The organism is Arthrobacter sp. BG5 (assembly GCF_056680155.1).
Map to the genome: position 1 here is coordinate 2564569 of NZ_CM155268.1, position 11611 is coordinate 2576179.

At 69.7% G+C, this 11611-nt stretch carries 11 protein-coding genes; 6 read left to right on the forward strand and 5 right to left on the reverse strand.

Features of this window, described 5'->3' with window-relative positions; genetic code table 11:
- Positions 1-10 precede the first annotated feature (10 nt).
- Together AC1MBE_RS11940 and AC1MBE_RS11945 are read right to left on the reverse strand one after the other, a co-directional pair.
- Entirely contained in the window at positions 11-850 is an 840-nt protein-coding gene (locus AC1MBE_RS11940) for a DUF1684 domain-containing protein (protein WP_479778499.1), read from the reverse strand.
- A 78-nt stretch (positions 851-928) separates the two neighbouring features.
- The gene (locus AC1MBE_RS11945) at positions 929-1555 is read right to left on the reverse strand and encodes a TetR/AcrR family transcriptional regulator (RefSeq protein WP_479778501.1); all 627 of its coding nucleotides are present in this window, start codon (positions 1553-1555) and stop codon (positions 929-931) included.
- Positions 1556-1762: 207 nt separating this feature from the next.
- Here AC1MBE_RS11945 and AC1MBE_RS11950 point away from each other — a divergent pair, with 207 nt between their 5' ends.
- The 3 genes from AC1MBE_RS11950 to AC1MBE_RS11960 all read left to right on the forward strand — a co-directional run bounded on the left by AC1MBE_RS11950 (position 1763) and on the right by AC1MBE_RS11960 (position 5943).
- The gene (locus tag AC1MBE_RS11950) at positions 1763-2443 is read left to right on the forward strand and encodes an NADPH-dependent F420 reductase (protein WP_479778503.1); all 681 of its coding nucleotides are present in this window, start codon (positions 1763-1765) and stop codon (positions 2441-2443) included.
- Positions 2444-2662: 219 nt separating this feature from the next.
- Positions 2663-5482: a phosphoenolpyruvate carboxylase gene (gene ppc / locus AC1MBE_RS11955; RefSeq protein ID WP_479778505.1), complete on the forward strand. Its 2820-nt coding sequence runs from the start codon at positions 2663-2665 to the stop codon at positions 5480-5482.
- 155 nt (positions 5483-5637) lie between these two features.
- Positions 5638-5943: a hypothetical protein gene (locus AC1MBE_RS11960; RefSeq protein WP_479778507.1), complete on the forward strand. Its 306-nt coding sequence runs from the start codon at positions 5638-5640 to the stop codon at positions 5941-5943.
- A gap of 33 nt (positions 5944-5976) precedes the next feature.
- On the opposite strand, the gene AC1MBE_RS11965 is transcribed toward AC1MBE_RS11960, so the two are convergent.
- Both AC1MBE_RS11965 and AC1MBE_RS11970 read right to left on the reverse strand, forming a co-directional pair.
- The gene (locus AC1MBE_RS11965) at positions 5977-6621 is read right to left on the reverse strand and encodes a DedA family protein (RefSeq protein WP_479778509.1); all 645 of its coding nucleotides are present in this window, start codon (positions 6619-6621) and stop codon (positions 5977-5979) included.
- 47 nt (positions 6622-6668) lie between these two features.
- Positions 6669-7664, reverse strand: a complete 996-nt coding sequence (locus tag AC1MBE_RS11970; protein WP_479778511.1) for an RluA family pseudouridine synthase — start codon at positions 7662-7664, stop codon at positions 6669-6671.
- Positions 7665-7822: 158 nt separating this feature from the next.
- Here AC1MBE_RS11970 and AC1MBE_RS11975 point away from each other — a divergent pair, with 158 nt between their 5' ends.
- Entirely contained in the window at positions 7823-8464 is a 642-nt protein-coding gene (locus AC1MBE_RS11975) for a helix-turn-helix domain-containing protein (protein ID WP_479778513.1), read from the forward strand.
- Positions 8457-9149 (forward strand): SRPBCC family protein, encoded by a 693-nt coding sequence (locus tag AC1MBE_RS11980; RefSeq protein WP_479778514.1) that lies wholly within the window; start codon positions 8457-8459, stop codon positions 9147-9149. Before AC1MBE_RS11975 ends, AC1MBE_RS11980 begins: the two co-directional genes overlap by 8 nt.
- Before the next feature lie 145 nt (positions 9150-9294).
- Here AC1MBE_RS11980 and yczR read toward each other — a convergent pair whose 3' ends face one another.
- The gene (yczR, locus tag AC1MBE_RS11985) at positions 9295-10860 is read right to left on the reverse strand and encodes a MocR-like transcription factor YczR (protein WP_479778516.1); all 1566 of its coding nucleotides are present in this window, start codon (positions 10858-10860) and stop codon (positions 9295-9297) included.
- Positions 10861-10921: 61 nt separating this feature from the next.
- On the opposite strand from yczR, the gene yczE reads away from it, so the two are divergent.
- Entirely contained in the window at positions 10922-11587 is a 666-nt protein-coding gene (gene yczE / locus AC1MBE_RS11990; protein WP_479778518.1) for a membrane protein YczE, read from the forward strand.
- Positions 11588-11611: the final 24 nt, after the last annotated feature.

An 11611-nucleotide genomic window follows, 5' to 3' on the forward strand; every position in this document is an offset into this window, starting at 1 on the left:
CGCGGCCCTGCTAGGCGAATGGCTGCTTTTCGCCGGCCTCGATGCGGTAGTCCAGGCTGTTGTTCTTCACCGGCATGGGGCAGGTGCCATACGGGGTGAAGGCGCTGGGATAGTTGATCGCCCGATTGAAGTCCAGGATGACGGTTCTGTTTCCCAGGGAATCGACGCGGGGCCGGGCCGTCGAGACCTTGCGCCACTCATCCGTCGTTATCCCGTTGGTCTCATCGTGGAACGTCACGGTAAGGGCGCCGAGTTTCTCCTCCTCGGCCTGCAGATGGAACTCATGCTCCTGGCCGGGAAGCCGGAACACAAGCTCGCCGACGGAACGGTGCACCCCGTCCACCAAAGGGTTGGCTGTCCCGATGGGCACATCCACCGGCTCCGGGTAGGGCACGAACCGCGCCTCGACGACAAGGTCCGGCCGGTAGTCAAAGGTGGGCACGCCGTCGAACCCGGTGAACACCGGAGACGCCGAATCCCGGGTGCGCAGCGCGTACTTGTCGGCCCGCATGGCGAGCTCCACCCTCACCTGCCGGCCGTCGGCCCCGCCGAACTGGACCCACGGCAGCGACTCCTCATTGGCCAGCGCCGCGCTGATGGTCCCGTCGACGGGCTCGCCGGTCTCCACCAGCGTCAGCCCGTCCGCCGCCGCGGCGGTGAGGAACGCCGTCGTGCCGTCCGTGGACCAGCGGCCGGGGACGAGCTCGACGGCGGCCGGGGACTCCGGCAGCCACTGGAAGGAGGTCAGGGTAAGCCAGCCGTAATCGCTGGCGAGGGCCGCATTCCGGCTGCTGCGGAAGCGCTGCCAGCGGGCAAGCTGTGCGTCGCTGGGGGACTCAACGGCGGTCATAGGGCACCTCTGCGGGTATCAGCCCAACCAGCTCGCAGTTGTTGCCGTTCTGAGGCTCAAAAGGGCAACATCTGTCTGTCAGTTGGGGGTGGGCGGGTTTGTAAGGGCGGCCGCGACCAGCTGGGCCGCGGTGGTTCGGGCGGCGGCAGCAGCGGCGGGGTCGGCGTCGAGCACCCCGCTGGCCAGGCCGCCGTCGAGGACCAGGGTCAGGCTGCGGGCCAGCCCGTCCGGATCCGGGGCGCCGGCTTTCTCCGCCAGGTCACGGATCCAGGCCAGGATGTGCTGTTTGTGGGCAACCGTCCGCTCGTGCACCCGGGTGCCCGAGGCCGACTCGGCAGCGGCGTTGATGAAGGCGCAGCCGCGGTAGCCGTCGCGGCGGCAGGCGGTGGAGAGCGCGTCGAACAGGCCCACGAGCTGATCCGCGGGGTCCGGTCCCGCGGCTTCAGCCGCGGCCTGCAACTGCCCAGTCCAGACGCCGTCCACCTGTTCCAGATAGGCCAGGATCAGGTCGTCCTTGGCCGGGAAGTACTTGTAGAACGTGGCCTTCGCGACGCCGGATTCGGCGATGATCGTGTCAATGCCGGCCGCCCGGAGACCCTGGGCATAGAAGAGCCGGAAGGCCGTCGCCAGGATCTTGTCCTTCGCCTGCCCCGCCGGCGTCCGGACCGTCCGCGGCCCGGCGGGTGGTGCTGCTTTCGGCGTCATAACTTCATGGTACACAGACCAGTCTGTCCGGTTCTTCTTGTTCCGCGGCTCATTCCGCGGCGGGCAGCGGCGGCAGCGGGCATGCGGGCGTCGATCTTCGGCCGAGGTCTCCTTGCCGTAGACAGTTCTGTCTGGTAGCGTCGCGGCCAGTGGTAGACGAACTTGTCTACCCCCTTCCTCCAGAACCCTTCCCCGAATGAGGTCCCCATGAAAATTGCAGTCTTCGGCACCGGCACCGTCGGCCCCCTCGTCGCCGCGGCCCTGGCAAAGCTCGGCCACGACGTCGTGATCGGAACCCGCGATCCGCAGGCCACGCTGGCCCGGACCGAGGCGGGCCCGATGGGCGGCGTCCCGTTTGCCCAGTGGCACGCGGAGCACAGCGGAATCGCCCTGGCCGCCTTCGCCAACGCCGCCGCCGGTAGCGACATCATTGTCAACGCCACCAACGGGACCGGTTCCCTGGACGCCCTGGCCGCCGCCGGGGCCGCCAACCTGGCCGGGAAAGTGATCGTGGACATCGCGAACCCGCTCGACTTCTCCCAGGGGTTCCCGCCGTCGCTGAACCCGGTGAACACGGACAGCCTCGGCGAGCAGATCCAGCGCGCCTTCCCCGACGCACGCGTGGTCAAGACGCTCAACACGATGAACGCCGGCGTCATGGTGGACCCGGCCAGCGTGGCCGGCGGCGACCACTCGGTCTTCGTCTCCGGCAATGACGCGGACGCCAAGACGGTGGTGGCCGGCCTGCTGGCCGACCTTGGCCACCGCGACATCATCGACCTCGGCGACATCACCACGGCCCGCGGCACGGAGATGCTCCTGCCGGTCTGGCTGCGGCTCTGGGGCGCCTTCGGCAACGCGGACTTCAACTTCAAGATCGCCCGCTGACGTCCCGTCTGGCTCGCAGCTGTTGGCGTCCTGAGGGCTCAAGACGCCAACAACTGCGAGCTAGTTAAGTGGGGCCGCCGCCGTCAACGGGCCGGACACTATCTGAGACGGATTCCCGGCCGCCGCGTGAGCCGGGTAACATCCCATGGGTACAAGTAACCCGGCTCACAGTATCCAGCGCAGTGTACGAGCCAAGTCGAACCTCGAAAGATGATTTCCATGGCTGACACTGCACTGACTTCCGGCACAGACCTCGCCTCCGAACTGCGCGCCGATGTCCGCCGGGTGTCCACCCTCCTCGGCGAATCCCTGGTCCGCCAGCACGGCCCCGAGCTCCTTGACCTGGTCGAACAGGTGCGCCTGCTGACCAAGGAATCCAAGGAGGCCGCCCGGGGCGGCGCCGATGCCACCGGGCCGTGGAGTTCGTACGACGTCGTCGCCCAGGTCCGCGAACTGCTCGGCTCCCTGCCCCTTGAGCAGGCGACCGACCTGGTCCGGGCCTTTGCCTTCTACTTCCACCTGGCCAACGCCGCCGAGCAGGTCCACCGGGTCCGCGGGCTGCGCAGCCGGCAGGAAAAGGACGGCTGGCTGGCCAAGGCCGTCGCGGAAATCGCCGAACAGGCCGGGTCCGCGGTGCTGCAGGACGTCGTGAACGAACTCGACGTCCGGCCCATCTTCACCGCGCATCCCACCGAAGCGTCCCGGCGGTCGGTGCTGGACAAGATCCGCCGCCTCTCCGACGTGCTGGCCGATTCCACATCGGAAGGAACCTCGGCCCGCCGCCGCCAGGACCGCCAGATGGCCGAGGTGATCGACCAGATGTGGCAGACGGACGAGCTCCGCCAGGTCCGCCCCACCCCCGTGGACGAGGCCCGGAACGCGATTTACTACCTGACCGGCATCCTCAGCGACGCTATGCCGGAGATGCTTTCGGACCTGTCCGACCTCCTCACCGAGCACGGCGTCACCCTGCCGGCCACCAAGGCGCCGATCCGCTTCGGCTCCTGGATCGGCGGGGACCGGGACGGCAACCCCAACGTCACCGCCGGCGTCACCCGCGAAATCCTGCAGATCCACAACCAGCACGCCGTCCGGATCAGCATCGGCTTGATCGACGGGCTCATCTCCATCCTGTCCAACTCCACCGCGCTGGCCGGCGCCGACCAGGCGCTGCTGGACTCGATCGACGTCGACCTGGGGAACCTGCCCGGACTGGACCGGCGCGTCCTGGAGCTCAACGCGCAGGAACCGTACCGGCTCAAGCTCACCTGTATTAAGGCCAAGCTGCTCAACACCGGCCGCCGGGTCACCGCCGGCTCGACGCACGAGCCCGGCCGGGACTATGCCGCTACCGCGGAGCTCCTGGCCGAGCTGGGCCTGCTCGAGTCCTCGCTGCGGAACCACCATGCCGGCCTCGCCGCCGACGGCGCCCTGGCGCGGGTCCGGCGGGCGATCGCCTCCTTCGGCCTGCACCTTGCCACGCTGGATATCCGCGAACACGCAGACCATCACCATGACGCCGTCGGCCAGCTCATGGACCGCCTCGGCGGGCCCGGCGTGCGGTACGCCGAGCTGAGCCGGGCCGAGCGGCTCGAAGTGCTGGGCTCCGAGCTCGCCTCCCGCCGCCCGCTCTCCGGCCACCCGATCAAGCTCGACGGCGTCGCAGACGGCACGTACGACGTCTTCCGCGAGATCCGACGCGCCCTGCGCACCTACGGCCCGGACGTGATCGAGACCTACATCATCTCGATGACCCGCGGCGCGGACGACGTGCTGGCCGCGGCCGTGCTGGCCCGCGAAGCCGGGCTGGTGAACCTTTTCGGCGAGGCACCGTACGCCAGGATCGGCTTCGCTCCGCTGCTGGAGACCGTGGAGGAGCTGCGCGCCTCGGCCGAGATCGTGGATGCCCTGCTCGCCGATTCGTCCTACCGCGAGCTGGTCCGGCTGCGCGGCGACGTGCAGGAAATCATGCTCGGCTACTCGGATTCCAACAAGGAATCCGGCGTGATGACGAGCCAGTGGGAAATCCACAAGACGCAGCGCAAACTGCGCGACGTCGCGGCCAAACACGGCGTCCGGGTGCGGCTTTTCCATGGCCGCGGCGGTTCCGTGGGCCGCGGCGGCGGGCCGACCTACGACGCGATCATGGCCCAGCCCAACGGTGTGCTCGAGGGCGAGATCAAGTTCACCGAACAGGGCGAGGTCATCTCGGACAAGTACTCGCTGCCCGAGCTCGCGCGCGAGAACCTGGAGCTCTCCCTCGCCGCGGTGCTGCAGGGGTCGGCGCTGCACCGCACCCCGCGCACCTCGGAAGACCAGCGCGAACGGTACGGCCACGTCATGGAGACCATTTCCGACGCCGCGTTTGCGCGCTACCGGACGCTGATCGACGACCCGGACCTGCCGGCGTACTTCATGTCGTCCACGCCGGTGGAGCAGCTTGGCTCGCTGAACATCGGCTCCCGGCCCTCGAAACGCCCCGACTCCGGCGCCGGACTTGAGGGCCTGCGGGCGATTCCGTGGGTGTTCGGCTGGACCCAGTCGAGGCAGATCGTGCCGGGCTGGTTCGGCGTGGGCTCCGGGCTCAAGGCCGCCCGCGAGGCGGGCCACTCGGCCCAGCTGGTGGAGATGATGGACGGCTGGCACTTCTTCCGGTCGGTGCTCTCCAACGTGGAGATGACGCTCGCGAAGACGGACATGGACATAGCCGGCTACTACGTTTCGACCCTGGTCCCCGCCGAGCTGCACCACCTCTTCCACACCATCCGCGCGGAGTACGAGCTGACGGTCGCCGAAATCCAAAACCTCACCGGCGAGGATCTGCTCCTCGACGCGCAGCCCACGCTCAAGCGCTCGCTGGAGATCCGCGACCAGTACCTCGACCCGATCAGCTACCTGCAGGTGGAACTGCTGCGGCGCGTCCGCGCCGAGGCCGCCGCCGGGGAGGGCATGCCCAACGCCGAGATCGACGAACGCCTCCAGCGCGCCATGCTGATCACCGTCAACGGAGTCGCGGCGGGCCTGCGCAACACCGGCTAGTCTTCCCCCGGTCCTCCCTCAGGTGAGGCGACAGGATCTCCTGGGCGGGGCGATCTGCGGGAGCGTCGGTTTGAATCCGGCCGGATCTGCGGGAGCGTCGCGTCGAATCCGGGAGGATCTGCGGGAGGGTCGGAGCGGGCGGCTAGGGTTGTTCCATGCCGTCGTTCCAGACCAGACTCAAGATCACCGGACTCAAACCTGGCACCCCGCCCGAAGCCGTGATGGCCGCTGCCGTGGAGGCACTCGGGACGCGGCACCATGTGGAGTCCAACCAGCTGGAGATCGCCGGCGGTGTCCCGCAGCTGAACCTGCGCTTCCTGGTGGACGCCACAGCTTACGCGGCGGAGAACAACCAGGCGCTGGAGTCGGCCGCCATGATGCGCGACGCCGTCGAACGCGTCGCGGTGACCGGGCCGCTGACCGTGCTGCGGCGCAACCGGGGCCGCTGGGCTCCGGTCTAGCCGCGACCCCGGGGGCGGGCCGCGGCTGCCAGGCTAAAAATCCAGTTCCGCGTCCGGGTCCGCCGCAGGGGAGCCGGGTTCCACCACGGGGGAGCGGTTGCCGCGGCGGCGGGTGACGATCACGCCGACGACGGCACCGATCACCAGGCCGAGCCCCACCCCGATCAGCGAGCTCGCCCAGAACGGCAGCTTGGTGGCCGAGCCCGTGACGTACCCCAGGCCCACGGACCACACCGCCCAAAGCGAGCCGCCGAGCGCAGCGCAGAAGCTGAACCCCTTGGTGGACACGTTGGCGATCCCCGCCGCGGCCGTGGTGGCCAGCCTTCCGCCGGGGATGAAGCGGATCCCGATGATGGCCCCGTAAGTGGAGGAGCGGCCCGCGCGGGCGATGGCCAGGTGCACGCCGCTGTGGAATTTGCGGCCCCAGCTCCACCGGTCCAGCACGTGGCTGAGACGGCGTTTGAAGAGCTGGAAGACCGCGAGGTCGCCGAGCCAGGAGGCGAGGGCGGCGAGGATGGCCACCAGATACACGTTGGCCCGGCCGTCGGCGGACAGGGCTCCGGCGGTGATCACCACCATCTCGGACGGCAGCGGCGGGAAGATGGCGTCGCCAAGGACAACGGGGATGATCCAGAAATAGATCGAGGCTCCCCAGGTGTCCGCATTGGCCAAGTCCATGGGCACAAGGTACCGCATATCCGGCCGGCCGGCGGGTGGCGGGTTGCCTAGCGGGCCTCGGAAAGTTCGAGCCGGCTGCGGTACTCCACCGGGCTGCCCGAGATGGGGTCCACGAAGCGGATCCCGCGGGCCAGGAGCTGGAGCGGCCTGGCGTAGTCGTCCGGTGCTTTGTCCAGCAGCTCGGGGTAAAACGCGTCGTTGACAATCCCGAGTCCCAACGATGCCATGTGCACGCGGAGCTGGTGGGTCTTCCCGGAGTGCGGCTCCAGCCGGTAGAGCGCGCGGCGCGCCGCCCCGGCGTCGTACGGGGTGCCGTTGGCCGCGGTGCTGCCGGCCCGGGCGGCGGGCTGGACGATGCCGGCCGGCCCGGCAAACGTGCGCAACCGCTCGATCCGAGTTTCGGCGTTGGGCTCGCCCTCGACCACCTCGGCGAGCAGGTAGCTGCGGGACTTGGTCATCCGGTTCCGCACCACCACGGGGAAGTCGACGGCGGGGTGGCCCGGGGCGGGTTCCGCGGCGGCCACGCACTCGTATTCCTTCTGAACCTGGCGCTTCTCGAAGAGCACCTGGTACTTCCCGCGGGTCTCGGGATTCGTGGAGAGCAGCAGGATGCCTGCCGTCATGCGGTCCAGGCGGTGCATCGGGATCAGGTCCGGCAGCTGCAGCTGGTTCCGCAGCCGCACCAGGGCTGACTCCTGGATGTAGGTGCCGCCCGGGGTGGTGGGCAGGAAGTGCGGTTTGTCCACGACCAGGAGGTGCTCGTCCTGGTGCAGGATGTCCAGTTCCACCGGGATCCGGGTCTCGGGCGGAAGCGAGCGGTAGTACCAGATGAAGGTGTGGCGTTGCAGCGGGGTGGTGCGGTCCAGCGGCACGCCGGCTTCGCCCACGATCTCGCCGGCGTCGAAGCGGTCCTCGATGCCCTGCGGGTCGATATGCCCCCAGCGGTGCATCATGTAGTCCATGGCGGTGTCCCACGGCCCCTCATCCGGCAACCGCAGGCGGGTCGCGTTGACGCCGTCGCGCACGGGTAGGGGGGATTGCATCACCGGTCCATTCTACTTTGCCTCCTCCCGGGCGCCGTTTCGACGGTTCCGTGCCCGCACGAGGTTTTCGAGCATCGGATGGGCAGGGAACCATCGAAACGGCGCCGACGACAAAAAAGTTCTTGACAAATAAAATTGTCGGTGAGCAGACTCGAAGCATGTTGGACATCGAGGTCATCGAAGACCCGGCGGCGGCGGAGGCCTCGCTGGACCCCATCCGCACCCGGATCCTGCGTGAGCTGGTGGAACCGGGATCCGCAACCCAGCTTGCCGCGAGGGTGGGCCTGCCGCGGCAGAAGGTGAATTACCACCTCAAGGCCCTCGAGCGGCACGGCCTGGTGGAGCTGGTCGAGGAGCGGCGGCGCGGCAACGTCACTGAACGCATCCTACGGGCGACGGCGGCGTCGTACCTGATATCGCCGGCGGCCCTGGCCTCCGTGGCCCCGGACCCGCACCGCTTCTCGGACCGGTTCTCCGCCTTCTGGCTGCTGGCGCTCGCGGCCCGCATGGTCCAGGAAATGGGCCAGCTGATCGCAGGCGCGGCGGCGGCCCGGCAGAAACTCGCCACCTTCGCGATCGACGGCGAGGTCACCTTCCGTTCCGCGGCGGACCGGGCGGCCTTTGCCGAGGAGCTCGGCGCCGCAGTGGCCGGGCTCGTGGAAAAGTACCACGACGGCGGGGCGCGCGGCCCGGCGACTTCCCCGGCGGCGGGACGCAAGCACCGGCTCGTCATCGCACTCCACCCGGTACTGAAAAACTCACCCGAAACCATGAAAGCTAAAGAGCAGGACAATGACTAACAAGCGGGAATTTGAGATCGTTTACGACACCGAACTGCCCGGCACCCCGGAGCGCGTGTGGGAGGCCGTCACCCGCGGCACGCCCGCCTGGATGTTCCCGACGGACCAGTGGCCGGACGTGAAGACCGTGGAGGAGCGCCCCTCCCACCTGTTGTCGCGGATGGAGGGCCCGGACGGCTGGTTCAACCAGCTCGAACATGTTTTGGAACCGCTCGACGGCGGCCGGGCGCGGCTGCATTACGTCCACAGCGGCATCTTCACCGACAACTGGGACGAGCAATACGACGGCGCCAGCAAGCACACGGCGTTTTACCTGCACACCCTTGGCCAGTACCTGAAGCACTTCGACGGCAAGCCCGTGGTCTTCACGGACATCCAGGCGCCGGCCGCATCCCAGGCCCCGGACGGCTTCGACCGGCTCAGGAGGGCCCTCGGCGTCGCCGCCTCAGCCCAGGGGGACACCCTGGAGCTGGATGTCGACGGCGTCGGGCGCCTTGCCGGGGAAGTGGACTTCTCCAACGAGAACTTCCTCGGGCTGCGGACCGCTGACACGATGTACCGGTTCTTCGGGCGCAACGCCTTCGGCGGCCCGGTGGGCCTGACCGTGCACGACTTCAGCGGCCGCGGGGACTCCGGCGCGACAGCCAAGGCGTGGGGCGGATTCCTCGACAAGGTCTACGCCTAAGCCCGCCCCCGCCGCTTCGACGGTTCCGTGCCCACAGGGTGTTTCGAAGCGTCGAGTCAGCAGGGAACCGTCGAAACGGGCCCGCGGCTCAGGGCGGCTCGCGGCGGCTCGGGGCGGGCCAGGCCTGGCCGGGGCCGGCGCGGGCTCAGGCGATGGCCGCGGCGGGCCCGGCGGGGAGGTTCCGGCGCAGCTGCGGGGAGCGGTCCAGCCGGTCCTGGGCTGAGCGCAGAGCCAGCACCGCGGACTCCAGATGCTCCGGCGGCAGGGTGAACGGCAGCCGCAGGTAATGCTCGAAGGCACCGCCGACGCCGAACCTGGGCCCGGCGGCCAGCCGGATGCCGAAGTCCGGGGCGATGACCGCCAGGGCAGTGCTCACCGGTGCAGGAAGCCGGCACCAGACCGACAATCCGCCGGCAGGCCGTTCCGGCTCCCACTCCGGAAGATGCCGGCGGAGCAGGTCCAGCAGGGTATCCCGGTTCCCGCGCAGCGCGGCGAGCCGGGCCGGCAGCGGCTCCGCGAGGTCGTTAACAAGGTGCGCCGCGGCGAGCTGCTCCACCACCGGGCCGCCCAGGTCCAGGGTGGTGCGGACCGCGGCGAAGCGTTGGATGAGGGGCTCGCTGGCGCGGATCCAGCCGGTACGCAGCCCCGCCCAGTGCGATTTGCTGAGGGACCCCAGGGACACCACCGCCGGACCGAACGCGGCCATGGGGGTGGACGCGGCGCCGTCGAGGTTCAGCTCGCGCAGGGTCTCATCCACCACCAGCACGGTGCCCGACGCCGCGGCAGCCGCCACGAGGCGGCGCCGCTGGGCGTCGGGCATCAGCCGGCCGGTGGGGTTGTGGAAGTCCGGCACCACGTAGGCCATCGCCGGCCGCTGCTGCAGCAGCGCCGACTCCATCGCCTCGAGGTCCCAGCCGGCCGGCCCCGCGGTGTGGGCGTCGGTGCGCTCGTCCGGCCGGGCGTCGGCGCGCCCGCCGGACCGGGAACCGCTGTGGACGCCGCCTCGGTTCGCCGCGGGCATGGCCACGGTCACGGGGCGGCAGCCCGCGGCCCGGATCGCGTCCAGGGCATTCGGGTAGCTCGGATGTTCCACGAGCACCTTCCCGGACCGCCCGGCGAGGGTCCGGAGCACGATGTTCAGGGCGTGCTGCGCCCCGGAAGTGACCAGGATCTGCCCGGCACTGGTAGGCACCCCGGCCGCCGTGTAGCGGGCCGCGATCGCCTCCCGCAGCGGCCCCACCCCGAGGGCGTCGTAACCGAAGCCGGGAAGCAGCGCCGGCAGCTCGGTCAGCGCGGCGGCAAACGCCCGGTGCACCACTTCGCCGCTGGCGGGCAGCGAGGCGTAGGCCAGGTCCAGGATCCCGTCCGGAACCGCCAGCCCGGGGGCGCCGCTGAGCCGCAGGCCGCCGTCGCTCCCGCCGGTATGGACAGAGCCGTGACTGGGGATGCAGCTCCGGCTCCGGCTGCCCTGGCCGCTGCTGAGGAAACCCTGGTCGCGCAGCAGGGCATAGGCGGCGGTCACCGTGGTGCGGCTGATGCCAAGCGTCGCCGCCAGCGACCGCTCGCTGGGCAGCGCGACGTCGAGCGCGACGCGGCCGTCGAGGATCAGGAGGCGGACGACGTCGGCCAGCTCGCGGTAGGCGGGCGCGGCACCGACGTTCCACTCACCCAGCAGGCGGGCCAGGGAGCTGGGGTTCAGGGAACCGGACATAAAGCCAGTATTTCAAACTGGATATGGAATACAAGGCCAGTTTTCCGGAAAGATGGTGAACATGTTGACGCGCAGACTCCTCCAGCTCTTGTTCGGTCTTGCCCTGTACGGCATTTCGCTGGCCATGGTCATCCGGGCCAGCCTGGGGACGGCGCCGTGGGACGTCTTCCACCAGGGGCTCGCCGGCCGGACCGGGCTGAGCCTCGGCACGGTGGTGATCATCGTGAGTTTCCTGGTTCTGCTGCTCTGGATTCCGCTCCGGCAGTGGCCGGGGGTGGGCACCGTCTGCAATGCGGTTCTGGTGGGTGTGTTTGCCGACATCGGGCTGGCGCTGATCCCGCGGTTCTCGCACCTGGGCGGCCAGATCGCGCTTCTGGTCGGGGCCGTGCTGCTCAACGGCGTGGCCTCCGCGCTCTACATCGGCGCCCGTCTGGGGCCCGGCGCGCGGGACGGACTGATGACCGGGCTGGCACGCCGCACCGGGTGGCCGGTGCGGGGCGCGCGGACCGGCATCGAGGTGGTGGTGCTGGGCGCCGGTTGGCTGCTGGGCGGCTCGGTCGGCGTGGGGACCGTGCTCTACGCGCTGGCGATCGGGCCGCTGGTGCAACTGCTGCTGCCGCGGTTCACCGTGCCGGAACCCCGGGCCGCAGCTGAAGCACCGCTCGAAGGTGAAGCCCAGCCCGAAGCGGAGGCCGCGGTGGCCGGGGCCTCGACCCCTGCGACGTAGGCCCTGCGGCCCGCATTCCACGGC

What these genes read in the sequence shown, in the direction of transcription:
- AC1MBE_RS11940 (WP_479778499.1), bottom strand. Translation starts at nt 850, where the DNA reads ATGACCGCCGTTGAGTCCCCCAGCGACGCACAGCTTGCCCGCTGGCAG.
- AC1MBE_RS11945 (WP_479778501.1), bottom strand. Translation starts at nt 1,555, where the DNA reads ATGACGCCGAAAGCAGCACCACCCGCCGGGCCGCGGACGGTCCGGACG.
- AC1MBE_RS11950 (WP_479778503.1), top strand. Translation starts at nt 1,763, where the DNA reads ATGAAAATTGCAGTCTTCGGCACCGGCACCGTCGGCCCCCTCGTCGCC.
- ppc (WP_479778505.1), top strand. Translation starts at nt 2,663, where the DNA reads ATGGCTGACACTGCACTGACTTCCGGCACAGACCTCGCCTCCGAACTG.
- AC1MBE_RS11960 (WP_479778507.1), top strand. Translation starts at nt 5,638, where the DNA reads ATGCCGTCGTTCCAGACCAGACTCAAGATCACCGGACTCAAACCTGGC.
- AC1MBE_RS11965 (WP_479778509.1), bottom strand. Translation starts at nt 6,621, where the DNA reads ATGGACTTGGCCAATGCGGACACCTGGGGAGCCTCGATCTATTTCTGG.
- AC1MBE_RS11970 (WP_479778511.1), bottom strand. Translation starts at nt 7,664, where the DNA reads ATGCAATCCCCCCTACCCGTGCGCGACGGCGTCAACGCGACCCGCCTG.
- AC1MBE_RS11975 (WP_479778513.1), top strand. Translation starts at nt 7,823, where the DNA reads ATGTTGGACATCGAGGTCATCGAAGACCCGGCGGCGGCGGAGGCCTCG.
- AC1MBE_RS11980 (WP_479778514.1), top strand. Translation starts at nt 8,457, where the DNA reads ATGACTAACAAGCGGGAATTTGAGATCGTTTACGACACCGAACTGCCC.
- yczR (WP_479778516.1), bottom strand. Translation starts at nt 10,860, where the DNA reads ATGTCCGGTTCCCTGAACCCCAGCTCCCTGGCCCGCCTGCTGGGTGAG.
- yczE (WP_479778518.1), top strand. Translation starts at nt 10,922, where the DNA reads ATGTTGACGCGCAGACTCCTCCAGCTCTTGTTCGGTCTTGCCCTGTAC.